Below are 25,734 nucleotides of genomic sequence, written 5' to 3'. Positions count from 1 at the left end.
TTGTTACACTATATCAGTATGTAAAGGAATTATAGATTTGAAGGTGATAGGTATGAAGAAATATAAAATAGGAGAAGTAGGAAAGGAATTTGGAGTTTCAATAGATGCTTTACGGTTTTATGAAAAGAAAGGATTCCTAAAACCACAAAAAGACAAAGATAACGGTTTTAGATTTTATACATATGAGGATTTTGGAGTATTTTTAGCAATTAGAAGCTTTAGACAAATGGGATTTCATGTTAAGGAAATTGGATCGGTTTTTAACGGTTTAGAATATGATGACATAATGAAAAAATGTAATGATAAAATAGCTGAAAAAAATGAAGCGATAAAACAGTTAGAGTTAGAAACAAAGCAAATAAATGAATTTATGAACTTATTACAAGAATATAAGCGGGAAGATAGGAGATGGGTTATAAAACAAGCTGAGACTTATTATTTTCTCAAACATGTTCATCTAAATGAAGGAACGTTATGTGTAAATCCTCTATTAAAGACATGGTTAAATTTCTTGCCAACAGTTTCCACGGCATTATGTATTCCACTTGAAGAATATAAAATGAAAAATATAGAGAATAGTTACTGGGTAATGGCAATCTCTGAATCAAAGGTGAAAGAATGTCAATTACCTATGGATGATTCGGTTATTCAAATACCTATGGGAGAGTGCTTGCATTATTTATATGAAAAAAATGTGGATGAACCGTTATCATCTTTGATATTAGATGAACCATTCCATATTATGCAGGAACAGGGATACGCTCTTAACGGAGATGTTTTATGTCGATATGTTTGTGAAACAAAGAGTCAAGACAAAACAGTTGAACATTATATTATTATGATTCCTATTATTAAATCAAACGGTACAAAGTGACTTGAAGTAGAGAAGGACATGAAAAAAATGCATGTAATTGTTAGACACAGTCTACAGTTACATGCATTTTTTTTGAAACAAAAGAGTTTTCACACGGTGTTTAGCTAGGTTTATCCAGCTATTTGTGGGCTGTAAACGCCCGATTGGTAGGGGCTGATAATCAGTGGGGAATGAACAAAATCCCGTTGATTGAAGTTGAGCTTTATACAAATTATACATAATAAATGGATTGATTAAATTAAGCTATTGACCCTAGTCTTAGACCATAGTTTATATTGAACTTATAAAGAAAGCGCTTGCATAAATAGAGAGTATGCAAAGCACTTAAAATAAATATTGGAGGTTTTTATTATGAGAAACATTGTACTTTTATGTAATGCAGGTATGTCTACAAGTATGTTAATGAACAAAATGAGAGGATATGCAGAATCAGCGAATTATAACTGTGAAATTAATGCTTATGCATTAACTGAAGCGAAAAATGTTGGGCAAGCGGCAGACATCATTTTATTAGGACCACAAGTTCGATATGCATTAAATAATGTGAAAAGTCAATTGCCAGAGAAGCATATTGAAGTGATTGATATGGCAGCTTATGGCATGTTAGATGGGAAAAAAGTAATTGAACAAGTGAAAAAGGTTTTAGGTGATTAATAGTTTATACATGGGGAACGATTTACGAGCCTTACACGATTTATGTCAGTTTTGAAAAGTACATATTCTGAGGGAGGTCATCGTCTGAAAAAGATAAGGGAATTTCCAATTTTATGTATGGTAGTAGGGAGCCTGGTAGGTGGTTTGGTACTGTCAGGATGTACATCAGAAAGCAAAGATAAGGCTTTAAAAGATTCAGATATAACACTTATTACGAATGTTCTTCCGTATGGAGAAGTAGGGACTACCGTCGTTTGTGATTTTGGAGATACAATAGATAGCTCAAAATTAACAAAAGATAGTTTTGAAGTTGAGGTGGAAGTGAATGGGAAACCTCAAAATAGAAAAATAACTAAAGTGTATACAAATAATAAAGCTGAAGTATCAGAGACTTCAAAAGACGGACAATACGTCGTGATCGAATTAGATGAAAGCGATAAACATGCATCTACCTCAACGTTTAATGAAGAAAAATTTTTAAGTACAAGAGATAACTTAGATTATAAGTTATCTCTTACGAAAGAAATTAAAACAAAAGAAGGTACAACTTTTAAAGCATCCGAACAGAAAAATAAAATTGCAAAAGTAGTTACTCCTGTTGTAGATGATTTTAAAAAAGGGGTATATCAAGATGCATCTGGAAGCAAAATGCAATACAGACTTTTTGAGCCTAAAAAAGAATCTAACAAAAAATATCCATTAGTCTTATTTTTACATGGATCAGGTGAACGAGGAAATGACAACTATATGCAAGTCGTAGGAAATGAGGGCGCTGTAGCGTGGGCGAATCCAGAACAGCAAAAGAAAAATCCTGCCTATGTGTTAGCTCCTCAGGTTGAAGCAGCTGAAACTCTTACAGCGTATTGGACCGAGGAACCTAACTATACTACTATGTTGAATTTACTCAAAGAAACTATCGATAAATATGATATTGATAAAAATCGCATATATGTTGTTGGTATGTCCAATGGTGGAATTGGGACTTGGAATGTTATTAAGAAGAACCCGAATCTTTTCGCAGCTGCTGTTCCGATTTGTGGAATAGGAGATTTGCCAGGAAATACGCTTGTTGGTGAATATGAACCGCTGCAAGATAATTCCGTATTCAAGGATATTAAAGATATGCCGATTTGGGTTTTCCATGCAGAAAATGATCCGCTAGTTGATGTGAGATATAGCAGAGATGCTGTACAAGCTATTAAAGAACTAGGTGGTTCTTTTGTTAAATATACAGAATATCCAACTGGAATCGTTAAACCAATGGGACACTTTTCTTGGGTACCAGCTTTGCAAGATAAAGAGATGATAAATTGGTTGTTTAATCAGTCAAAATAATTTTTAAATATCTTTATTATAAAAATATTATGTTACTCATGTGGTGTATGCATATTTTTATAAGCCCATAAGCCCTTAAGGAGAGTTCATAATGAATAAAAAAATGTTGTCGTTCTGCCTGATAGCTTCTTTGACCGTTTCTCTATTTGGTTGTTCACCTAATAAAACAGAACAAGGGAAGGAGAAAAAAGAAGAAAAACCAGTTGAGTTTTATTTAGTAAGACATGGAAAAACGATGTTAAATACGACGGATAGAGTACAAGGTTGGGCGGATGCACCACTTACGAAAGATGGTGTTGCAGTAGCAGAATACCTTGGAAAAGGTTTGAAAGGGACTAAGTTTGATAAAGCATATAGTAGCGATAGTGGACGTGCAATAGAAACAGCGAAAATTGTGTTAGATCAAAGTGGAAATAAAGATATGAATATTAATCAAAGTCAAAAGTTACGTGAAGTGTGTTTTGGTGAGTTTGAAGGGGAGTTAAATCATACGTTCAGGGAAAAACTTGCACAAACAAATAATATGACCTATGAAGAATTTATGAATAATTTCGACATTGATATTATGCAAAAAACTACAGCGAAGATTGATACGAGTAAACAGGCTGAAGATACTGAAACAGTTACAAAGAGAATGAAAAAAGAAGTTGATCAAATTGCAGAAGAAGTAGCAGAAGATGGCGGCGGTAAAGTTCTTGTTGTATCACATGGTATATCTTTAATGGATCTATTATATTCAATATCTCCTGAATCTTTAAATGAGGTTGAAGAAGGATTAGGAAATGCAAGTGTTTCAAAAGTTGTATATAAAGATGGGAAATATAAAGTTCAATCTGTAAATGATATGAGCTATGTAGAAAAAGGTAAAAAATAGACTTAATAAAATATGTAAATGTTGGAGGTAATTATGAAACTGTTAGAAGGGACTAAAAACGGACTAGAACGAATCATTACACCACTAACTAATTATCTCGGAAATAGCAAAGTAGTCAATGCGATTACATCAGGGATGATGATGACAATTCCTGTTACGATCGGTGTTACATTATTTGCTATTTTAGGTAATCTACCATTTGAAGGGTGGAAAGAATTTTTAATCCAAATTGGTATATATACGCATATGCAAGACATGATTAGTGCGACATTAAGCTTGTTAGCAGTATATATGGTTGTCATTATCGCTTATTCCTATGCAAAAGAGGAAGGCATGAATGGAATGACAGCTGCTGTTATAGCGCTAGGCAGTTTCTTATGCTTAATGCCAATGTCTATTAAGGTAGGAGAAGAACAAATTCCTGCTATATTAAATCAGTACTTAGGTAGTGATGGCATATTCGTTGCTATGTTTGTCGGTGTTTTCACTAGTAAACTGTATTGTTCATTGAAAAGAAAAAATATTGGAGTGAAATTGCCAGAATCAGTACCCCCTATGGTAGCTGATGCAATTAATCCAGTGTTTATTTCAATCATCATTTTCACACTTATCTTCTTTATAAGAGTAATATTTGGCTATACGCCATATGAAAATATTTTTAACTTTGTAAGTCAAGTTATAGCGTTACCTGTAAAATTCATTGGATCGTCTGTATGGTCAGTAATTGCTATCTTTACATTCATGAATATATGTTGGTTCTTCGGTTTACACCCAGCACCAATCATAAATGTATGGTATAGTGCGACAGCTCCATTATTTACGGCAGCTATTACAGCTTTTGCTTCAGGAACACCTTTTTCAGAAATTCCTTACTTAGCATTTACTTTAATGCATTTTGCAGTCGTTATTGGTGGAACAGGAAATACGTTAGGATTAGCAATAAATCTATTATTTGCGAAATCAGAGCAATATAAATCACTTGGAAAAATTGGTATCGTCCCAAATATCTTTAATATAAATGAGCCAATTGTCTTTGGATTACCGCTTGTTCTAAATCCAATCTACTTTATTCCATTAATAACATCTTCAATAGTAGGCGGATTAATTGGTATCGTATTCCTTAACATTACAGGGATTTTATCTAACTTTAATCCACTTATTGAATTACCATGGGTAACACCAGCACCATTTGCAGCTTATATTTCTGGTGGTTGGTTACTATTCATCATGACAGTATTAATTATTGTCTCTCAAATTCTATTATATTATCCGTTCTTTAAAATGGGAGATAAGAAAGCTTACGAGGCAGAACAACAAGCAGCATCACAACAATAATAATTTATTCCACACAAATTTGATTGGGCGGGATAGTAATCAGTGGGGATGGACTTCACTGATTGCATTCTCGATTTATAAGACTATAAAAATAAAAAAATGTTAGGAGAATCGTTATGGAACAAAATGAATTAGTAGTATTTCAAATTATATCAGCTGTAGGTAGCGCACGATCTTCGTATATTGAAGCAATTCAAGAAGCAAAAATGGGTAACTTTGAACAAGCAAGACAATTGATGAATGAAGGCAGTGAAACTTTTATTGAAGGCCATAGAGCACATGCTGGATTGATTAGTAAAGAAGCAGCTGGTGAAAAAATAGAAGTAAGCTTATTGTTGGCGCATGCAGAAGATCAATTAATGAGTGCAGAAGGATTTAAAATCATTGCAGAAGAGCTTATAAGTGTTTATGAAACATTTTTAGTGAAACAAAACTAGTAGAAATAAACGATAACAATACTATTTTTGAAAAGGAAAGGTAAATATGCTCAATACTACATTTAAAAAAGACTTTTTATGGGGCGCTTCGACAAGCGCCTATCAAGTAGAAGGTGCCTATAATGAAGATGGAAAAGGCCTTTCTGTTCAAGATGTGAAAGTTATTCCTGAAGGTACATCAGATTTTAAAGTTTGTAGTGATCATTATCATCATTTTAAAGAAGATGTAAAGCTTTTTGCAGAATTAGGATTAAACGTTTATCGTTTTTCTATAGCTTGGACTCGTATTCTTCCAAATGGTACGGGAGAAGTGAACGAAAAAGGTATTACATTCTATAGCAATCTTATTGATGAATTGCTGAAGCATGATATCGTACCGTTAATAACGATGTATCATTTTGATTTACCGTATGAATTAGAGAAAAAGGGTGGCTGGAGTAATCGTGATACCATCGATGCTTTTGCTCAGTATTGTGAAATCCTTTTTGAACGTTTTGGAGATCGAGTAAAGAATTGGTTAACGATTAATGAACAGAACATGATGATCCTACATGGACAGGCGATTGGGACATCAATATTATCTCAAAAAGAGCTATATCAGCAAAATCATCATATGTTGTTAGCGGAGGCAAAGGTAACAAACTTATGTCATAAGATGATACCTGATGCGAAAATTGGTCCAGCACCAAATATTAGTTATGTGTATCCGAAAACATGTAAGCCGAATGATATAATTGCAGCTCAAAATTGTAACGCAATTCGTAATTGGTTATATCTAGATATGGCTGTATATGGACGATATAATAATATAGCGTGGAATTTCATGAAAAGCAAAAATATCGAACCAGTCATTCTAGAGGGAGATATGGAGATTCTAGCTAGTTCAAAACCAGATTATATAGCTTTTAACTATTATTCTTCTATTACTGTTAGTGAGTATGATGAAAACTTTGTAATCGATGATGCTGGTGATCAACAAATTGAAGTAGGTGAAGAAGGATTCTTTATGGGTGACGATAATGAATTTCTAGAATTAACCGATTTCGGTTGGGAGATTGATCCAATCGGCTTCCGAGTTACATTAAGAGAAGTGAATGATCGTTATCACTTACCAATTATCATTACAGAGAATGGGATAGGTGCTTACGACAAAGTAGATGAAGATGGATCCGTACAAGATCATTACCGAATTGATTATTTGAAAAAACATATTGAACAGATGGAATTGGCAATTGCGGATGGAGTAGATGTAATTGGTTATTGTCCTTGGGCTGCAATCGATTTAATTTCTACGCATCAAGGTTTCAGAAAAAGATATGGTTTTATTTATATAAATCGTGATGAAGACGATTTAAAAGATTTAAAAAGAATAAAGAAACAGAGCTTCTATTGGTATAAAGAAGTTATTTCATCAAATGGTAAAGAACGATAACATATAGTTTCGAAATTCACATCATAGAGTGCGTACTTCAAGAAAACATTATTTCTTTTGAAGTGCGCACTTTTTGTATGAAAAATAACTGTACTTCTCATTAAATGGAAAATGAAGCGGTTTGAACCGAAATGAATACCATTAAAATGTATGAAAGAAATATATGTATTTCCTACACTGTGTATATACAAAAACTTTTTGGATATAGATATAATTTATTTACAGAACATTTAAAAAGTTATTTGAGGAGGTAGCAAAATGGCAATTCAAACAATTGGCATTGTCGGTGCAGGATCTATGGGTTCTGGCATTGCAAATTTAGCTGCATTACATGGATTTACAGTTATTTTACATGATATTGAAGAGCGTTATTTAGATAATGCAATGCAACGTATGAATGGTTTTATGACTAAAAGTGTTACGAGAGGAAAGATGACGGAAGAAGATAAAGAAAAGGCGCTTGGCCGAATTCGGCTCACTACAACTATAGAAGATATGAAGGATGCAGATGTAGTTATTGAAGCCGTGTTAGAAAAATTAGATTTGAAGAGGGAAGTGTTTGCAGCTCTTGATCGAATCGTTCCTGAAGGGGTTATACTTGCAACAAATACTTCATCTATGTCGATAACAGAGATTGCTTCAGCAACGAATCGTCCAGAACGTGTGGCAGGTATGCATTTCTTTAACCCTGCACAACTTATGAAACTTGTAGAAGTTGTTCGCGGCTATAAAACGAGTGATGAAACAGTCGAAGAATTGAAAGCGTTATCTAAAAAACTTTCGAAAGAACCAGTTGAGGTAAAGAAAGATTCACCTGGATTTATTGTAAATCGAATTATGATTCCGCAATTTATTGAAGCAATTAAATTGCTTGAAGATGGGGTTGCATCTGCAGAAGATATTGATAAGGCTGTTACACTCGGCCTCAATTATCCGATGGGGCCATTTACACTACAAGATTTTGCAGGTGTAGATATTGGGTATCACGTGATGGAGTACTTCAAAGAAGAACTAAATAATGATCAATACGCTCCGCCGCTTCTTTTAAAACAGCTAGTTAGAGCAGGTAGACACGGCAAAAAATCAGGTGCAGGTTTTTATGATTATGAATAAAGAATGGGGGATTAAGTTATGAATTATGAGTTTTTAATTTGTGAAATTGAAAATAAAGTTGCGATCGTTACGATTAATCGACCACCTGTAAATCCACTAAATACACAAGTATTTCATGAACTTTCCAGTCTATTTGACGAATTAGAGGCGAATGAAGAAGTGCGAGTAATTGTTCTTACAGGAAGCGGAAGGAAAGCTTTTGTCGCTGGCGCTGATATTAATGAAATGGCAGCACTTGATCTTGTCGGTGTAAACAAAATGAATAAAACTTCACGAACAGTATTTAGCAAAATTGAAAATATGTCAAAACCAGTTATTGCTGCGATAAATGGATTAGCTCTTGGTGGTGGTTTTGAACTTGCACTCGCATGTGATTTACGCATTTGTACGGATCAAGCAAAATTTGCCTTTCCAGAAGTAGGGCTCGGAATTATTCCTGGAGGCGGGGGTACACAGCGTCTTCAAAAAATTGTCGGCCAAGGTATAGCGAAAGAATTACTTTACTTCGGAGATATGTTTGATGCAGAGCGTGCTTTCGATTTACATATTGTTAACAAAGTAGTACCTGCGGAAGAGTTGTTTGAGTTTGCAAAGGAATGGGCATATAAATTGGCAAAAAAACCACCAGTAGCACTTCAAATGTTAAAAACGGCAGTAAATGTAGGAAGTAATGCTGATCTTGAAACAGGCTTAATCATTGAAAGTACTTGTTTTGGAAATGCTTTCGCAACAGAGGATCGTAAAGAAGGATTACAAGCATTCGTTGAAAAGAGAAAACCAGTTTATTTAGGGAAATAATGAGGTGAAAAGGATATGAAAGAAATTGTTTTATTAGAGGGAGCGAGGACTCCGTTCACTGAAATTTCGGGATCATTCCGAGGCGTAAATGCAAGAGAATTAGGGGCAATTGCCGCTAAGGAAGCCATACGAAAAGCTTCTATATCTGTTGAAGATATTGATCAAGTTGTATTTGGTAACGTTCAGCAATCTAGTAAAGACGCACATTTATTGGCGAGGCATGTTGGTTTAAAAGCCGGAGCGCCTATTCATGTCCCAGCTTTGACGATCAATCGACTTTGCGGAACGGGTGTTGAATCTATTTTAACGGCTGCTCGTTATATATTAAGCGGAGAAGCAGAAGTTGTACTTGCCGGTGGAACGGAGAATATGAGCCAAGTGCCACACGTAATACCCGGAATGAGATGGGGAAGCCCACTCGGTGGTCCAGCTATAGAAGATTGGTTATGGGATGGTCTTTATGATACGTACGGAAAATGTACGATGGGAGAAACAGCAGAAAACTTGGCTGCAAAATATAACTTAACGAGAGAAGAAGTAGATCAGCATGCACTTTCTAGTCATGAGCGCGCTCTTTTGGCAAGAGAGAAAGGGTATTTAAAAGAAGAAATTGTTCCTGTAACGGTGAAAGGAAGAAAAGGAGAACAGGTAATTGAAGAAGATGAGCATATCCGTCATACGAGTTTAGAAAAATTAGCAAAGTTAAAGCCACGCTTTGTGGAGAATGGTGTAGTGACTCCTGGAAGTGCAAGCGGCATGGTGGACGGTGCAGCAGCAGTTGTTTTAGCATCTAGTGACTTTGCAAAGGATAGAGGATTACAACCGATTGCTAAGCTCGTTTCTTGGGCTGTTGTTGGAGTGGAACCGAAGTATATGGGAATCGGACCGGTTCCTGCAATTCAAAGTGCATTAGAAAAAGCGAATTTAACTTTAAAAGACTTAGATTTGATTGAAATTAATGAAGCATTCTCTGCGCAGTACTTAGCTTGTCAAAAAGAATTAGGATTCGACCTTGATAAGGCAAATGTAAATGGTGGGGCAATTGCGATAGGCCATCCACTTGCTGCGAGTGGAACGAGAATTTCTCTATCCTTAATTTATGAATTAAGAAGAAGAAATAAAAAATATGGAGTATCGGCTGTTTGTATTGGCGGAGGTCAAGGAATTGCAGCGATTTGGGAAGCGTTGTACTAGAGAAAAAACCAGGAAGAGTCCTTCCTGGTTTTAACTACATCGTTTCTCATGTTATCAGTATGTGATGAGAGATTCGGGCTAGTTGGTAAGAAGATAGAAAGTGAGTGAGACAATGAAAAAGGATAAAAACTTATTATCGGTGTATGAGCTGTTAGAAACGGTTACTGCAACTTACGGTGAAAAAGAAGCAATATATGACGTAACGAGGCGAATTACATACAAACAATTGAAACAGGAAGTAGATTGTTTAGCTACGGCATTTAAGAGACTAGGAGTAGGTAAAGCAGACCGTATCGCCGTATCGCTACCAAATTGGTCCGAAACAGTAGTTATCTATTTTGCAGCTGCGAAATTAGGAGCGATAATCGTTCCATTTAATCCCAAATATAAATCATATGAAATTGAATATATATTGGAAAGTTCAGCTCCAAAGCTATTAATAGCTTCAGGGGAATTTGAAAAGAATTTTGGATTTGAAAAAGTTTTTAATAAGGCACGAAAGGTTATTACAGTACGGTTTTCGCAAGAAAATTACTGTTCATATGAGCAGTTAATGCGTACGGAAACAATGAATATTGAACCAGTTCATATAAATGTGAACGATGATTTGTTTTGTATTTTATATACGTCAGGGACGACGGGAACTCCAAAAGGTGTAATGGTTACACATCGTGCCGTTGTACAATCTGCACGAACGATAGGAACAGAGCTGTATTGTACACAAAAGGATGTATTCATTATTTCAGCACCACTATTTCATATTTTCGGTATGGCAATTAATATGCTTTGCGCAGTAGCGATGGGAGGAAGGATCATATTACAAGAAAAATTCCACCCGCGAGAAACTTTACAATTAATTGAACAAGAAAAGGTAACTATCCAAAAAGGTGTACCAACTATGTTTATAAAGGAACTAGAGTTAGAGGACTTTGATAAATATGATTTATCTTCATTACGTGCCGGGTTAGTTGGTGCAGCACCTATATCAGTAAAAACAGTGACGGAGATTCGAGAACGGATGGGCATTAACCTTTGCCAATCATTTGGGATAACTGAGACGGTTTCGATTACGATGACCTCGTATGATGATACAAAGCAGAATATAACAGAAACGCTTGGAAAGGCCATTCCAGGAGTAACATTGAAAATTGTAGATGAAAATAGAGTGGATCTTCCTCCTGGAGAAGTGGGAGAGATAGCAGTTAAAGGATTTGGTGTAATGAAAGGATACTACAATATGCCCGAACAAACAAAACAAGTTTTAGATAATGAAGGTTGGTACTATTCAGGAGATTTAGGTACCCTCGATCCTCAAGGATATTTAAGGTTCGTAGGACGAAAGAAAGAGATGATTATAAGAGGAGGCTTAAACGTTTATCCTCAAGAAATTGAAGCAGTCATTATGAAACATCCAAAAGTAATAGAAGCAGCAGTTGTAGGTCTTCCAGATAAAGTACTGGGAGAAGTCGCATGTGCGGTCATACGGTTAAAAAATGGAGAAGTAAGCTCCGAAGAAGAAATAAAACTTTATCTTAAAGAGAAAATGGCAATTTATAAACTACCAGAGAAAGTGATCTTTACAGAGGAATTTCCTGTCACAGCAAGTGGGAAAATTCAAAAATTGAAATTGAAAGAACAAGTATCTTCAAATAGTAGTCCAACAGTTTAATAGATAGGAGGCGAAGGCATAATGGAAGAGTATGCTTTTCAAGTAAGGTGGGGAGATACTGATGCTGCGGGCATTGTGTACTATCCTAACTTTTATAAATGGATGGACGAAGCAACTCATGAATATTTTAAAAAAATTGGCTTTCCTTCAGTTGAACTTTACGAAGAACAACAAATTGGTTTGCCATTACTAGAAGCAAAATGTCAATTTAAGTCACCTCTTCGTTTTGAAGATCAAGTAGTTGTGAAAAGTACTGTAAAAGAATTGCATAATAAAGTTTTTACAATCCAGCATGTTTTTGTAAAAAGGGAACAGGTTGTGGCAGAAGGTTATGAAACTCGTGCATGGACTTCTTTTAAAGAAAAAGTGAAAGCGCAACCGATACCTGGATATATTCGGCAGAAGATGATGCCAGAGATAAAAACTGTAGAAAGTTAAGAAGTACGAGTAAGGATACCGTAACGAGTAATTGTTAATAAGGGGGAGATAGTGATGGGAAAAGAAAAAAAGTATGATGCCATAGTAGTTGGGGCGGGACCAGTCGGGCTTGTAGCAGGACTTTCATTACAAAAGAAGGGCATATCAACATTAGTAATAGAGGGAGATTCATTCGGAAGACCACGTCCGGGAAGTAGAGCAATTTATTTGCATAGTGCTTCGTTAAAATTACTGGAGGAGACTGCAGAAGGTCTTGGTTTTACACTTGCTCATAACGGAATTATTTGGCCAGTAAAACGAACGTTTTATAAAGGAAAAGAAGTATATGTACGAGATTATGGTAAGGATGAAAACCTTAAATCAAACCGCTTGCCTCATTTCACAGCTCTTCATCAAGATGAGATCGAAAAGCATATGTATGAGGCATGTATAAAAGCCGGCGTGGAATTCCTTTGGGATGCCCCGGTTAAGAAGTTGCACATTACAGACTCTGAAGTAGAAGTAACAATCACAAATGACGAAATCTTAAAGGCGCAGTATGTAATTGGATGTGATGGAGCACGTTCAATTGTAAGAGAGCAAGCGGGATTAACGTTTGAAGGTCCACGTACAGCAGATACTTTTATAGTCGTAGATGTAAAAGAAGATGAAACAAATCCACTTCCTTTAGAAAGAATATTCTATTATCAACATCCAGCTATGGAGGGAAGAAATGTAATGTTTGTTCCGTTTAAAGGTGGATGGCGTGTGGATTTACAATTGCTTGAGTCAGATAACCCAGATGATTATACAAATATTGAAAGTGTTAAGAAATGGTTGCCGAAAGTAATGGATGCGAAATATGCGGAGAGGATTACATGGGTGTCTTCTTATCGTTTCCATCAAGTAGTGGCAAATTCATTTACTGATGCAAAACGTCGTATCCTTCTCGCTGGAGAAGCTGCGCATTTATTTGCCCCATTTGGTGCACGTGGATTAAATTCTGGAATTCCAGATGCTGTTCTTGCTGCGAGAGGTATCGAGAAAGCACTACAATCTAACTCTGAAGAAGAGCGGATAAACGCGATTGAAGCAGCTGCAAACGAACGCCGAATTGCAGCTAAATGGAACCGAGATGCTTCAACTACTGCACTCCATCACCTTCAGGGGAACTCTCCTGGAATGAACATGAAACGTGATATTGCAGCATCAATGGTATCTATTGTTCCAAGGCTTGGAAGGTGGCTCGATGAGGGACCGTACGGACCGAAATTTGGACCTCCTGAACTGACAACGAAATATTAAAAGTTAGATCGGTAATATGAAAGGAGCGATAAGAAATGGCTTTGTCTCAATTCATGAATGAAGAAAAGTATGGTTCACATGCACGTTCTACAAATGGAATGATTGAACGGTTAATGACGATGAACTGGTATTGTAACATTGGACAGCAAAATGTAGAGGCTGAGAAGAAAATTGATCAATTTATGAGTTCTCTAAACATTAGTGAATATGAAATCAAATGGATTTCAAGAAAACAATTAATTGAAAAAATTGAGCGGATTTCATTTGAAGATAACGATTTATGGGGGGCACTAGCAGCAGTGCCTGATCAATTGAAAGAAAAAATTGAGCGCGCTGGTAACGAAAAACTTCTTGTAGATGTAGTAGATGAAGTACCAGAAGCAATCTTTCATGGTGTTTATAAAGAAGCGTTCGAAATTTTTGGAGAGGAAAAAATAGTGAAATTTCTCGTCGGGCATGCGATGTACGTAAGTGTTCTTGCATGTGCTGCTGAATTAGCTGAAGAAAAGAATGTGTGTCTCCCAATTATAGAGTTAATAGAAATGGGACATGTGCCACTTGGACCAGAAGGAAATACTTTTTATCTTTTATAACAAAGAGTAGGGCCGGAAAGTCATACATTATTATCATTTTCGATTATTTGAGAAGGTAGAATTTCACTTGTTTTATAGGAAAGGATGAGTAATATGAAACTTGTTACTTTTACACATAATGGAGATACAAGAATTGCTGCTTTAGAAAATGGGAAATTGATTGATTTGCATGCTGCTTTTAAAGCGAAATTAATAAGTGAAGGAAATCTTCGGGCTGCTCAAATTGCAGAGGCGTATATACCAAAGGATATGAATGGATTTTTACAAGGCGGAACAGAAAGTATGAATCTAGCAAAAGATGCGATCGCTTATGCACTTATGAAAAAACATGAAGATAAGTTGGTATTTGAGGAAGGCGAAGTAAAAATAGAAGCTCCAGTACCTGCGCCAGGAAAAATTATATGTGTAGGTCACAATTATCGTGAACATATTTTGGAAATGAAACGCGAATTACCTGCATTTCCGGTCATCTTTGCGAAGTTTGCGAATACGGTAGTCGGTCCAGAAGATGATATTCCGTATTATCCCATTTCAGAACAACTAGATTACGAAGCTGAATTTGCTTTCGTAATCGGAAAGCGTGCCCGGAATATTTCAGAAGAAGACGCCCTTCATTATGTAGCAGGTTACACAATTGTGAATGATATTACTTACCGTGATATTCAGCGTCGTACAATTCAATGGCTTCAAGGAAAAACAGTTGAAGGTAGCGCTCCAATGGGTCCTTGGTTACTTACTTCAGATGAATTAACGAATCCATCTGGACTGAACATTGTCTTAACAGTGAATGGAGAAAAACGTCAACAGTCTAATACTGCTAATCTAGTATTTTCGGTACAATATCTCGTTTCATTCTTATCCGGTTTAATGACATTAGAGCCAGGGGATGTCATATTAACTGGGACACCGGGTGGGGTAGGTGTTGCCCGTAATCCGCAAGTATTTCTTAAAGATGGAGACATCGTTCGAATTGAAATTGATCGAGTAGGCGTACTTGAAAATAGAGTAAGACAAACAGTAGAGGTGCCAGTACTATGACGAAAAACGTGCAAATCTATGCGGTCGAATCTATTTACGACTCAATCAATAAGATAAAAACGATTGTTAAGTCGTTACCAGAGGAAATAATTCGTTGGAAACCTTCAAAAGATGAATGGTCAGTAATGCAAATTATTACACATGTAGCAGAAGCAATTCCGTATTGGGCAAAGGAAATAAGCAATATTAAATTAAGTAATGAAAACTTATGGGGCCGCGGCTTAACAGATGAAGTGCGCCTGCAAGCAGTTTCAGAAGAGAATATAAATAGGAAAACAGTAGAAGAAGTCATAGAGCAGCTTTCTTCTATACCAATCACGATTGAAAATGTACTTCATACATTAACTGACGAAGAGTTACATATACAAGCTCCAAGTCGCAATCCTCGTTTCGAAAACAAACCGATTAACTTTATTGTGAATCACCTCATCGTAGAACATACAGAAAAGCATTGTAAACAAATCGAGCGGAATGTATCGAAGTATAACCAGGATAAAGGAGGAAAATAAAATGGCAGAAAAAAATACTTTTTATGAAAGTGATCTTGTACAAGATTTCAATCGTGATATCGAACAATACCATCTAGGCCCGCTATGGAACGCTATTCCAGATTTAATGAAGCATACACCAGAACCTCATGCACAAGCATACCTTTGGAAAGCGGAATTACTCCATAAAAAGTTAACAGAAGCGACGCAAATATTTACACCAGATCGTGGCGGAGAACGCCGGGCCATCTATTTACAAAATCCAGGACTTAATTATAGAAAACCTTGGGGATGGGCATCGACTACCCAAACGTTATATGCTGCGGTTCAATTAATACAACCTGGAGAAACTGCTCCGTCACATCGGCACGTTCAAAATGCGTTACGTTTCGTCATGGAAGGAGAAGGGGCTTACTCAATTGTGCAAGGAGAGCGTATTTTCATGGAACGAGGAGACTTCTTAACAACTCCAAATGGACTGTGGCATGGACATGGCCACACTGGTGACAAACCGATGATTTGGATGGATTGCCTTGATATTCCGACTATTTATTATCTCGGTGGTACGTTCTTTGAGCCGTATCCAGAGAAAATTGAACAGCCAAATGTGCCAGATAATTATACTGCTCAGCGTTATGAGGGTGGAATGGTTCGACCGGTTTCGGACCGATATACAAAGAAAGCTCCTCTTAGTTCCTACAAATGGGCAGGAACGGAAGCAGCGCTTAATGGATTAAGTCGTTTTGAGCCAGATGCTTACGATGGTTATGCTGTTGAATATATAAATCCATCAAACGGTGAGACAGCATGTCCAACGATTGCAGCTTGGATGCAAAAATTGCCGAAGGGATTCAGAGGAAAAGCACATCGCCATACACATGCATCAATCTACCATGTGCATGAAGGGGCAGGATATACAATTATTAATGGTGTTCGCTTCGATTGGTCTAAAGGAGACTTCTTTGTTGTACCAAACTGGGCATGGCACGAACACGTTGCGTTTGAAACTAGTTATGTATTTTCCACAAATGACCTCCCGATTTTAGAAAAATTCGGGTTAGAGCGGAAACAGGAATATGAGAGAAATAATGGATTTCAAACAATTACAGGAGAGTTTGAACCAGCTTTACCTTAAGTTTGTATATAAAAAGGCGCCCTTTAGTAAGGAAAAGTATCATACTAGAGGGCGCTTATTAGTTGTTTGGATTAATAAGCCTTCAACACATGAAGCAAATAATCCTTTCGATTCAGCGGATTAAAGTCAACGCGTTTTCGAGTAGGGAAGGGAGCCGTAAGCATTGTGAAACCAGCTGGCTTCGTTGTAAAGATTCCTTCTCCTTCTGTAAATGAATGGAGCATTCGTTTAAAATTTTCTGTTTTCGCAATAGGTAACGATCCAGTTAAGTGATAAGAATCATTATGCAATATAGGCTCTGCAAAAGTCGCTGGAATGGCAGCGAGCTTATACATCGCGGTACTAATTGCGTGCTCCGGTACAGTTAATTCAAATTCGTTTAATGGCTCAAATACACATGTTTCAGCTTGCTGTAAAGCATCCATTAAAACGAGCGGTGTTAAGTTTCTAAAGTCACTCGCTGTTGTAACAGGGCTTGCATAACCAGTATGTGTTAACGTGACGATAATGTCCGTAACTTCCCATCCGTATAAACCTTGTTTTAACGTTTGAAATACCGTATCTTCAATCGCTTTATGAAATGCTAAAGGTAGTGATCCAAGTTCAATACCTAAGTCGTACGTTATGCCAGAGTTATGCTTCCCACGTTCAACTTTGAAACCGATTGTTGCGTAAAATGGATTCTCTTTTTCACCCATTACTTCAACAGAATTGCCTACGCCAATTGGTTTCTCGATACATACAACTCGCGTATTTGAAAAAGTAACCTGCAAATTATATTTCTCATAAAGTGTTGTTTCAATTACTTCTTTTTGTACCTCACCGAAAAGGCGAATGTATAGTTCATTATGAACATCATCTTTCCACACTTTAATAAGTGGATCTTCTTCACATAGTTCCATAAGTGCAGCGTATAAATCATGAATTCGTTCTTTTGGTACTGCGTCAATGGAAGCTTCCATTTGTGGTTCGGCAAAGTGAATATCTTTTATATAATCCGTACGTTCACCGATAATATCACCAATTTTTATATCATTCAGTCCCCACACTTTGCAAAATTCTCCGCTAGGAACGATAGTAGATTGAACAGCATTTCCGCTATGAAACATACACATTTTTTTAATCTTTTCTTTATGTGGTAGAGACTCATCGCGCTGTATATCAACATATTTTCTAACGTGTAAGCTACCTGAAAAAACTCTTATATACGCAACCTTTTCTCCAGAAGGTTCACGTTCAATTTTAAAAACAACACCGGATAATGGTTCCTCTTGTGCGGATGTAAGAGCTGGCATTAGGGCAGGAAGTTTTTCAAGTATTTCAGTTACTCCTATACCTGTCATTGCTGAGCCGAAAAAGATTGGATACACATTTGCTTGCTGTATTTGCTGTTCTAGTTTTTCTCTTAATAGTGCGTCCGGTATTATTTCGTTATTTACATATGATTCAAGTAATGATTCATTAAATGGTGCTAACAGTTCCATACAATCGTCATATGATTTGTATTCAATGATCCGGGCTTCTTTCGTTCCTTCGTTTAGAACAGAATAGAAGGGGAATGCTTCATTTGAAAGAACCTCTTTTATTTGTTTCATAACTTTTTCAGTGTTTGCTCCACTACGATCAATTTTATTAACGAATAAAATTGTCGGTATGTTTAGTTTCTGTAATGTTCGCATTAAAATTTTTGTTTGTGCTTGCACACCTTCAACGGCAGAGATAACTAAAATCGCACCGTCTAGAACGCGGAATGATCGCTCCACTTCAGCGATAAAATCAGCGTGTCCAGGTGTATCAATGACATTTACTTTTACATCATCAATAAAGAAAGAAACGACAGATGCTTTAATCGTAATTCCGCGTTGTCTTTCTAATTCCATTGAGTCAGTTTGTGTATTACCACTATCTACTCGGCCAATTTCTTTAATCACATTCGTTTCATAAAGAATACGCTCAGTCAAACTCGTCTTGCCAGCGTCTACGTGCGCAACAATCCCTATATTTATTGTTGTCATTTATGAATATCCTCATTTCATTTTCCATTTTCATTTCCTCATTTCTATTTGTGTATTGCCGCATTACAATCACTCTCCAGTCATTTAAATTATTACTATTATAGTGCAATTAACATTATTTGTAACGCTACAAAGCGCCTTAATTTGGAAAAAATAAAATGAAAACAAAATGCTTGCATTCTAAATCGATATAGATTATATTAATTGACATATCAACTATTGATACATCAAATGTTTTTATTTTGATTGTAAAGGAGGGTTAATTTGACAAGTTCATGCTCAAAAGAAGCGATTATTTTATATAAATTACACTTTCTAAATAAAGAAGTAAGTTCGAAATTTGAAGGGTGTACGGGTATGAGCCAGTCTCGATTAGAGCTTATACTTCAATTATTTGAAGTAGGTGAAATTAGTCAAAAAGCACTTCAGCAAGAAGTGAATATTGATAATGCTGCGATAACAAGGCATTTAAAGCAGCTTGAGGCCAATGAAATGATTGTAAGACGTAAAAATCCAGATGATAACAGAATTACGTTAGTTTCTCTTACTGAAGAGGGGCGAAATAAAATTCAGGCGTTTCAAGAAGAAAAAGAACGTTTTGCAGCATCTGCATTTAAAGGATTAAGTGAGGAAGAACGCGATAATCTTTTAAATATGTTAAATCACATTCAAGAAAATATAAAAGAATTATAAAAAAGGGAGAATACAACTATGACTAACTCAGTAAAAACAAATGATTTTAACGAAATTTTAACAGGACGTCGTTCAATTCGTAAGTACGACCCTTCAGTGAAAATTAGCAAAGAAGAAATGACAGAAATTCTTACAGAAGCAACACTTGCACCATCTTCAGTAAACATGCAACCATGGAGATTCGTAGTGATTGAAAGTGACGAAGCGAAAGCAACACTTGCGCCACTTGCGAAATTCAATCAATCTCAAGTAGAAACATCTTCAGCAATGATTGCTTTATTTGGTGATTTAAACAATTTTGATAACGCAGAGGAAATTTACGGTACAGCAGTAGAGCGTGGCTTAATGCCAGCAGAAGTAAAAGAAGACCAAATGAAAAAACTTTCAGCTTACTTCTCAATGGTTACACCAGAAGTAATGAAAGATACGGTATTAATTGACGGTGGTCTTGTAGCAATGCAATTTATGCTAGCAGCTCGTGCGCACGGTTATGACACTTGTCCAATTGGTGGATTTGAAAAAGACCAAATCGCAGAAGCATTTGGACTAGATAAAGAACGCTACGTACCAGTTATGTTAATTTCAATCGGGAAAGCTGCAGACAGTGGTTACCAATCAGTACGTCTTCCAATTGAAAAAGTTGCAGAGTGGAAATAATTTTATAAAAGAACTTCAATAAGTGAAAGATGAGAGGGGAAGCACCATGATTATTATTCACGCAATATTTCAAGTAGACCCAGCAAAACAACAAGCATTTTTAGAAGAAATTCAGCCACTCATTCATGGTTCAAGAGAAGAAAGTGGAAATGTATCTTATGACTTATATAAAGATACAGAAAAAGAAAGTGTTTATACGATGGTAGAAGTATGGAAAGATGAAGCAGCAGTTGCGAGCCATAATACGAGTGAACACTTCACATCTTTCGTTAGTAAAGCAGCACAATTTTTAACTGCTCCTCTTGATATAAAAGCTTATAATGGAGAGTTAGTAAAATAATAAGGTAGAAAAAGATGACTTTAGCATATGGCTGAAGTCATCTTTTTTGTATAAGTAGAATCCATTTTGGACTCAGTTATGTTGATTGATAAGTGTTGCTCGTATCCTCAGTAACTGTGGTGAATTGTATGTTAAATTCGAACATTTGGTTTATTGGGATATTTTTCCGTGTTATAATTTTCTTGTAAATAAAAGGTAGAGGGGAGTAAGTAATGGGAGAATTTCAAAGTAATTTGCATACGGCAACGCAACTTGCAACGAAAATGAGAAATGCTTCAGATAGAATGCAAAGTGCTACTAGTCGCTCTATAAATAAGGCAACGCATACTACACTATCTGTGAACTTCAAGGCACAAGAAGCAAATCAACAAAATTTACAGATCACGAAACAATTTTGTACTGCTTTTCAACAAACAATTGATAATATCCATTCCGTAGCAAATGAATTTGAGAAAATGGATACAGGACTTCAAAAGACTTTTCAATAATGTAACAACCTACGTAAAGGGGAAAAGGTAGGGCGAAAAGATGAGTCAAGAAATTGAAAAGAGAATCAGTCAATGTAATCAAAAATTACGAAATATATTTGAAGAACAAAATGAAAACCGAATTGCGCTGCAAAATCAAGAACGAGCAGAGGCTAGTTTTCATGAATGGAAAAATAGAAGCAATCGTTTATTTAACCGAATACTAGAAACTTGGCACGGCGACAAAGAAGTGTTTCACCTTTTTACGAATATGCGGCAAGAAATCGGACAGTATGAAAGAAAACTTACATTCGAATTAGAAATTGAAAAAGAGACGTTGCTTAAAGAAAAACGGCATCTCAGTGAGAAAGAAAACGACCTTTCCTATGAACAGCAGCAACTACAAAGGGAGGCCAATACATGAGTTTAAACATGTATTTGGGAGAAGTACAAAGTCAAACTCAAAGTATGAACGCTATATGTAATGCTACGATTGAAAGTATGGAACAAGCCATTCAATCTATTGATGCATTTGCGGTAGATACAGTACTACAAGGACAAACATACAGTAGTGCAAAAGCCTACCTTGTCCAAACATTTCGGCCATTAGCGCAAGGAATCATATGCTTATGTGAAGAATTAATTCGCCAAAACGAAGCATTTCCAAACGAGTTCCAAGCGAAAGTTGCTTCGACAGATGTGATTGAACAAGAAATAAGAGAACAAATACGGGGAATTAATCAATCGATTACAAGTATAGAAGCAATAGAAGTACTTACACCAATGCCCGGAGTAAGTGCGATTGTAACGGTATTAGGTGCAATGAGAAAAAAACTGGAAGAAAAACTAGAGCGTTTACAAGAATTCGAACATTCATCCAGCAACAACTACAGCACTGCTCTCCAATTAGCGGCTAGCATCACAGCCGGACTCGCTGAAGTGCAAAGTGGGAAAGGATTTAGTCCTGTGAGTGGGACGTTTAGTACACAAGGGTTGAATATGGATTGGGTGAGTTCTATTCAGGGGATTATAGAAGAACAAGCTCGACAAACCGAGATGAAACAAATTACTTTGCAAAAACAACAATTTAACTTACAAGAGCAGGAAGACAATAGATCATGGCATGAAAAAACAGCCATTTATGCGCAATCATTTTTGCATGGAGTTATCGAATTTTTTCAAGGTGCTGGTGATGCAGCACTAGAAAACTTTTTTGGACTACAACCACATGAGAATGATAAATTAGAAAGTAAGACAACTTACCAAGTTGGAAGGTTGGCTGGAAATGTTATATCAATAGTCGGATCCATTGTAGAAATGTTTGAAGGTATCTCGCTCATAGGCGGATCTAATTTCTTAACTATCGTGGCAGAAGTAGGAACTGGCGGGTTAGCGTCACCAATTGTTATTCCATTAGATATAGCTGCAACAACTGCTGGGGCTAGTCTTTTTGCGCATGGTGGATTTGTTTGGAATAAATCGATTCAAAATGCTAAGGATACTATTCAAAAAATCCAGTCTTCTGGTGGAGGTAAGGGTGCGAGTAATCGAATACCTTCTTATGGAAAAGATTCTGTACCTAAAGGTCCATACCGTGAAGTAAATGGTTATCCAATAAAAGTGAAAGCAGGAGCTCAAGAAAAGCATATTCCCGATACACCGAACTATAAACAAGAATTAGCAAATGGAAAAAATAAGAGCATTTTCTATGGCGATAATAAAATAGCGCAAGAATTGCTTGATAAGTTTGCAGGAAAAGGAACCACTGTTACCAAAAATAAAGAAAGAGTGGACTTTGGTAAACCAATAGGTAAATACTATGACACTGTGACCGGACAATATATAGAGACTAGTAGAGGAATGATACATTATGGAAAAGATGGTGCCCATATAGTACCAGCAAAACCATCAGAATAAAATTAAGAAAGAGGATGTCTATGGAAGCAGATTCTTTATTTAAAACATTAACAGAGCATGAAGGTGTAGAAATCATATTAGAGTGGAACAGTGGGTTGAGAATTATAGGCAAAACAGACACATTTTATGAGACAGACAATGGATTAGATGATGATGACCCCGCATACGCAGAATATTATGCAACAGCATTTCAAGTAAATCATATTTTATCTCAACCTTCTACTAACGAAGGTATTGTATATAATTGGTTGATACAAGAAAAAAGTTCATTGGTTGAAATTTCTCTCTATGATGATCCGCCAAGTGCAGTGTTTTTAACTGACGGAAAAAGAGTATGGGAAAGTGGAATATCTAAATAATAGGTGGTATATAAACTGAGACCTTGATTGGCATATATGCTTTTCAAGGTTTTTCTATGTTTTTAACACCTGTAAAGGGTGTTCATCAGTGGCACGAAATTGGTTGCAAGAATAAGAGGTAGATGAGATTCCTAGTGAATTTATCGCAATTAATAAGAATTAATTGAACCTATTCTACTAGATTATGACGACAGGAAAAGAATTTGTAGAAGAAAAAGTTTTCTTTAGGATAGATATTTGAATGGACCATGTTATCTGTCTTAAAATAAACAAATAAATGGCGAGTTACTTATGGAAAATAATCAACAAGAGAGACTTCACATTTGAGGTCTCTTTTGTTGATTTCAATTGAAAATTATTATTTAAGCGAATTCTTTTTTGTACCTCGTATTTCACATACGCATAGGCTTCAATTGCAGTTATATAGTATGCTTTTCAATGCCAAAAAACTGGGGATAAAGAACAATGGGGAATTTTTTCGGTATTCTTGGTACGGGTCTGCCTACAGACTATGTAAAATTTATTGAAACTTATGGTACAGGTGGTATTGACAATTTCTTGTGGATATTAACTCCTTTTGTAAACGATGAAAATGTAAATTATCTTGGTAGGCAGAAGGAAATAATGGATTCATATATACAATCTAAGAAAAGTTTTCCACAATATTATAAACATGATGTTTACCCTTCAAGTGGGGGGATACTTCCATGGGCATACACTGATAATGGTGACGAATTGTACTGGTTAACAGATGGAAAACCCGATGAGTGGAAAATTGTGGTATATAAATCGGGATCACCAAAGAATTATACTTACTCACTTACGATGATAGAATTTTTATATCAAATAATAACGAAGAAATTAATATGCAATGCATTTCCTGATGATTTTCCAAGTGATGAAACTACATTTGTTTCAGTAAATGTTGAGTAGTTATTTAACCTTGATTGGCTATGTGCCTTTCAAGGTTTTTTAGTAAACTAAAAGGTTTTATTCTTTGAGAAATTTCATGTGTGAATCAAAAAAATATGATAGTAAATTAATATTCAAATATAGCGACAAACCTTACAGGAAAATAGTTATCTGTTAAAAGAAACCACAATTCATAAGTGCTGATTTCTTTTTATGGATTTGAATAACAAATATTATATCTCTCCTTGGATCAAGGCAAATAGCTACTTCATTAATGGATGATAAGGCACTAAATAAAATAGGCCAGTGCAAAAGTATCAAGTGGAGTAAGTACATTTGCTAATGCAGTAAAACTAGCAAATGAATTTAAGCCTACGCTTGAAATGTTACAATTATTTAAGAGAAATGCTTCCTATGCATTCTCTAGTGTTGGTGGAACTATCGTAACCAAAATACCTCAAGGCGAATTGATAGAAGCTTATTATAAGTTTGCGAAGTCTAAAGATGGTGGTACGGATACGGGTAATAGAGAGGCTGAAGTTCCACCTGTTTTTAGACAAACTGATTTTGCTAGTTCTTATGAAGTAAGGTATAATCAGACACCTTCACCAGTTAATTCGAAGGTTGAATTTGAAGGAATCAGAGGAGAATCTTTAAGTACACTTAAACCACCACCAGGCCTCAAATTGAAACGTATATTAGATGAGGCTGGCATTAAAGGTATTCAATATAAAAATGGAGTGCCTGATTTTTCGCCAGTATCAAAGGCTCAAATTGAAATTGACTATATACTTGGAGGAAAAGGTAATTATGGTACATAAGCTAGGACATACAATTTTGCTCAAGCAGATCAAAAGTTAGCAGATAAGCTAAATGACTCAGTTGAACTAGCTCGCCAATTTGGAATGGAACCTGGTGGGATTACCGCGAAAGACATAGACAAATATCGAACAAAAAATCAATTAACATGGCATGAAGTAAATGATGTGAAAATAATGCAACTTGTACCGACAGAGATAAATAAAAGATTTGGGCATCTTGGTGGAGTAGGTGAGATAAACGCAGGTGCGTTTGAGCCGGGAGAATTTGCTAATAAATAAAAAGGAGAAGTAAGATGAAAATAAATGATGCGATTTTTGGTGAGCTTGAATATGATTTTGTGTGGTCTAAGGATACTAGCATTAACTTTTTTGGACATGAAGTCGAGATAGCGCTAATAGTAAAAGGTGATGAGGATGGTAAGTTTGATGAAGAACAATATGTAGCATATACTTCACTTATGCAAAATTGGGAACAATTACAACAAAGCTTTTTGCAATCAGTATTAGACTATTACAAACAAGAGCGTCAGGAACTAGGTTATGATATTGAAGTAAATGAAAGTTATCCATTAGTTGAAACAACTAATGAAATATTAGAAATGATAAGTTTAGATGGGATTGTTGTTCCCTATGCAGGTATTTTTGACGGTCGGGATATTGGAATTACATTTAATTGTACATGGGATACAGAAAATGGGCTAGGGATTCGTTTGTTAAATGAAAAAGTAACTGAAGTAGGTTATCAAGACGTTGCGATTTAAAATAGGCTGTTAAAAAGTTAAGACTCATGATGGTAATACCATCATGGAGTACTATGTGCAATGATAGAATTGAAAAAGAAGTACGAGCTTAGGCAAGATGA

27 protein-coding genes and 1 pseudogene are annotated in these 25,734 nt (G+C 36.0%); 27 read left to right on the top strand and 1 reads right to left on the bottom strand.

The window, feature by feature from the left end; genetic code table 11:
• The first annotated feature begins 52 nt into the window (after positions 1–52).
• The 17 genes from JDS92_RS00225 to JDS92_RS00145 all read left to right on the top strand — a co-directional run bounded on the left by JDS92_RS00225 (position 53) and on the right by JDS92_RS00145 (position 16,691).
• Positions 53–874, top strand: a complete 822-nt coding sequence (locus tag JDS92_RS00225) for a MerR family transcriptional regulator (RefSeq protein WP_098137961.1) — start codon at positions 53–55, stop codon at positions 872–874.
• A gap of 351 nt (positions 875–1,225) precedes the next feature.
• Positions 1,226–1,528, top strand: coding sequence for a PTS sugar transporter subunit IIB (locus tag JDS92_RS00220; RefSeq protein ID WP_001244593.1), 303 nt, complete (start codon positions 1,226–1,228; stop codon positions 1,526–1,528).
• A gap of 42 nt (positions 1,529–1,570) precedes the next feature.
• Positions 1,571–2,863 (top strand): prolyl oligopeptidase family serine peptidase, encoded by a 1,293-nt coding sequence (locus JDS92_RS00215; RefSeq protein ID WP_199631325.1) that lies wholly within the window; start codon positions 1,571–1,573, stop codon positions 2,861–2,863.
• A 91-nt stretch (positions 2,864–2,954) separates the two neighbouring features.
• Positions 2,955–3,737 carry a histidine phosphatase family protein gene (locus tag JDS92_RS00210; RefSeq protein WP_199631324.1) on the top strand — a complete coding sequence of 261 codons (783 nt, stop codon included), beginning with the start codon at positions 2,955–2,957 and terminating at the stop codon, positions 3,735–3,737.
• 33 nt (positions 3,738–3,770) lie between these two features.
• On the top strand, positions 3,771–5,072 hold the full coding sequence (locus JDS92_RS00205) for a PTS sugar transporter subunit IIC (RefSeq protein ID WP_016091166.1): 1,302 nt from the start codon (positions 3,771–3,773) through the stop codon (positions 5,070–5,072).
• A gap of 116 nt (positions 5,073–5,188) precedes the next feature.
• Complete coding sequence (locus tag JDS92_RS00200; RefSeq protein ID WP_199631323.1) at positions 5,189–5,509, top strand: PTS sugar transporter subunit IIA; 321 nt, start codon at positions 5,189–5,191, stop codon at positions 5,507–5,509.
• 46 nt (positions 5,510–5,555) lie between these two features.
• Positions 5,556–6,941, top strand: a complete 1,386-nt coding sequence (locus JDS92_RS00195) for a glycoside hydrolase family 1 protein (protein WP_098911281.1) — start codon at positions 5,556–5,558, stop codon at positions 6,939–6,941.
• Between the two features lie 258 nt (positions 6,942–7,199).
• The gene (locus JDS92_RS00190) at positions 7,200–8,054 is read left to right on the top strand and encodes a 3-hydroxyacyl-CoA dehydrogenase family protein (RefSeq protein WP_098711485.1); all 855 of its coding nucleotides are present in this window, start codon (positions 7,200–7,202) and stop codon (positions 8,052–8,054) included.
• Positions 8,055–8,072: 18 nt separating this feature from the next.
• On the top strand, positions 8,073–8,852 hold the full coding sequence (locus tag JDS92_RS00185) for an enoyl-CoA hydratase/isomerase family protein (protein WP_098821267.1): 780 nt from the start codon (positions 8,073–8,075) through the stop codon (positions 8,850–8,852).
• A 15-nt stretch (positions 8,853–8,867) separates the two neighbouring features.
• Positions 8,868–10,046: an acetyl-CoA C-acetyltransferase gene (locus JDS92_RS00180; protein ID WP_199631322.1), complete on the top strand. Its 1,179-nt coding sequence runs from the start codon at positions 8,868–8,870 to the stop codon at positions 10,044–10,046.
• Positions 10,047–10,158: 112 nt separating this feature from the next.
• Complete coding sequence (locus JDS92_RS00175; RefSeq protein WP_098711488.1) at positions 10,159–11,715, top strand: class I adenylate-forming enzyme family protein; 1,557 nt, start codon at positions 10,159–10,161, stop codon at positions 11,713–11,715.
• Positions 11,716–11,736: 21 nt separating this feature from the next.
• Positions 11,737–12,153, top strand: a complete 417-nt coding sequence (locus JDS92_RS00170) for an acyl-CoA thioesterase (RefSeq protein ID WP_098711489.1) — start codon at positions 11,737–11,739, stop codon at positions 12,151–12,153.
• Positions 12,154–12,207: 54 nt separating this feature from the next.
• Positions 12,208–13,437 (top strand): FAD-dependent oxidoreductase, encoded by a 1,230-nt coding sequence (locus JDS92_RS00165; protein ID WP_199631321.1) that lies wholly within the window; start codon positions 12,208–12,210, stop codon positions 13,435–13,437.
• A 35-nt stretch (positions 13,438–13,472) separates the two neighbouring features.
• Positions 13,473–14,030, top strand: a complete 558-nt coding sequence (locus tag JDS92_RS00160; RefSeq protein ID WP_199631320.1) for a hypothetical protein — start codon at positions 13,473–13,475, stop codon at positions 14,028–14,030.
• A 93-nt stretch (positions 14,031–14,123) separates the two neighbouring features.
• Positions 14,124–15,068 carry a fumarylacetoacetate hydrolase family protein gene (locus JDS92_RS00155; RefSeq protein ID WP_087970856.1) on the top strand — a complete coding sequence of 315 codons (945 nt, stop codon included), beginning with the start codon at positions 14,124–14,126 and terminating at the stop codon, positions 15,066–15,068.
• Complete coding sequence (locus JDS92_RS00150) at positions 15,065–15,577, top strand: DinB family protein (protein ID WP_098711492.1); 513 nt, start codon at positions 15,065–15,067, stop codon at positions 15,575–15,577. Before JDS92_RS00155 ends, JDS92_RS00150 begins: the two co-directional genes overlap by 4 nt.
• A 1-nt stretch (position 15,578) precedes the next feature.
• Positions 15,579–16,691 (top strand): cupin domain-containing protein, encoded by a 1,113-nt coding sequence (locus JDS92_RS00145; protein WP_199631319.1) that lies wholly within the window; start codon positions 15,579–15,581, stop codon positions 16,689–16,691.
• Between the two features lie 71 nt (positions 16,692–16,762).
• Here the strand turns inward: JDS92_RS00145 and JDS92_RS00140 are convergent, their stop codons facing one another.
• Positions 16,763–18,706: an elongation factor G gene (locus tag JDS92_RS00140; protein WP_199631318.1), complete on the bottom strand. Its 1,944-nt coding sequence runs from the start codon at positions 18,704–18,706 to the stop codon at positions 16,763–16,765.
• Positions 18,707–18,970: 264 nt separating this feature from the next.
• Between JDS92_RS00140 and JDS92_RS00135 the strand changes: the two genes are divergently transcribed.
• The 10 genes and pseudogenes from JDS92_RS00135 to JDS92_RS00085 all read left to right on the top strand — a co-directional run bounded on the left by JDS92_RS00135 (position 18,971) and on the right by JDS92_RS00085 (position 25,633).
• Positions 18,971–19,399: a MarR family winged helix-turn-helix transcriptional regulator gene (locus JDS92_RS00135; protein WP_000204162.1), complete on the top strand. Its 429-nt coding sequence runs from the start codon at positions 18,971–18,973 to the stop codon at positions 19,397–19,399.
• A gap of 18 nt (positions 19,400–19,417) precedes the next feature.
• Positions 19,418–20,056 carry a nitroreductase family protein gene (locus JDS92_RS00130; RefSeq protein WP_000185391.1) on the top strand — a complete coding sequence of 213 codons (639 nt, stop codon included), beginning with the start codon at positions 19,418–19,420 and terminating at the stop codon, positions 20,054–20,056.
• 46 nt (positions 20,057–20,102) lie between these two features.
• Entirely contained in the window at positions 20,103–20,396 is a 294-nt protein-coding gene (locus JDS92_RS00125; RefSeq protein WP_000583804.1) for a putative quinol monooxygenase, read from the top strand.
• A 212-nt stretch (positions 20,397–20,608) separates the two neighbouring features.
• A complete protein-coding gene (locus JDS92_RS00120; protein WP_199631317.1) occupies positions 20,609–20,884 on the top strand; it encodes a TIGR04197 family type VII secretion effector in 276 nt (91 codons plus the stop codon).
• Between the two features lie 40 nt (positions 20,885–20,924).
• Positions 20,925–21,287, top strand: coding sequence for a DUF3958 family protein (locus tag JDS92_RS00115; protein ID WP_000076582.1), 363 nt, complete (start codon positions 20,925–20,927; stop codon positions 21,285–21,287).
• Entirely contained in the window at positions 21,284–22,780 is a 1,497-nt protein-coding gene (locus tag JDS92_RS00110) for a polymorphic toxin type 50 domain-containing protein (protein WP_199631316.1), read from the top strand. Before JDS92_RS00115 ends, JDS92_RS00110 begins: the two co-directional genes overlap by 4 nt.
• 20 nt (positions 22,781–22,800) lie before the next feature.
• Positions 22,801–23,139, top strand: coding sequence for a hypothetical protein (locus JDS92_RS00105; RefSeq protein ID WP_142345838.1), 339 nt, complete (start codon positions 22,801–22,803; stop codon positions 23,137–23,139).
• A gap of 465 nt (positions 23,140–23,604) precedes the next feature.
• Entirely contained in the window at positions 23,605–24,072 is a 468-nt protein-coding gene (locus JDS92_RS00100) for an SMI1/KNR4 family protein (RefSeq protein ID WP_242475974.1), read from the top strand.
• Positions 24,073–24,298: 226 nt separating this feature from the next.
• Positions 24,299–25,151: pseudogene (locus JDS92_RS30735) on the top strand (HNH endonuclease); the annotation flags it as partial.
• Between the two features lie 14 nt (positions 25,152–25,165).
• Entirely contained in the window at positions 25,166–25,633 is a 468-nt protein-coding gene (locus JDS92_RS00085) for a DUF6985 domain-containing protein (RefSeq protein WP_098911287.1), read from the top strand.
• Positions 25,634–25,734 lie beyond the last annotated feature (101 nt).

It is taken from the genome of Bacillus cereus group sp. N12, from assembly GCF_016483575.1.
Classification (GTDB): Bacteria; Bacillota; Bacilli; order Bacillales; family Bacillaceae_G; genus Bacillus_A; species Bacillus_A toyonensis.
Note: the sequence above shows the minus strand (reverse complement) of the source record. Positions and strands in the feature narration are given on the sequence as shown.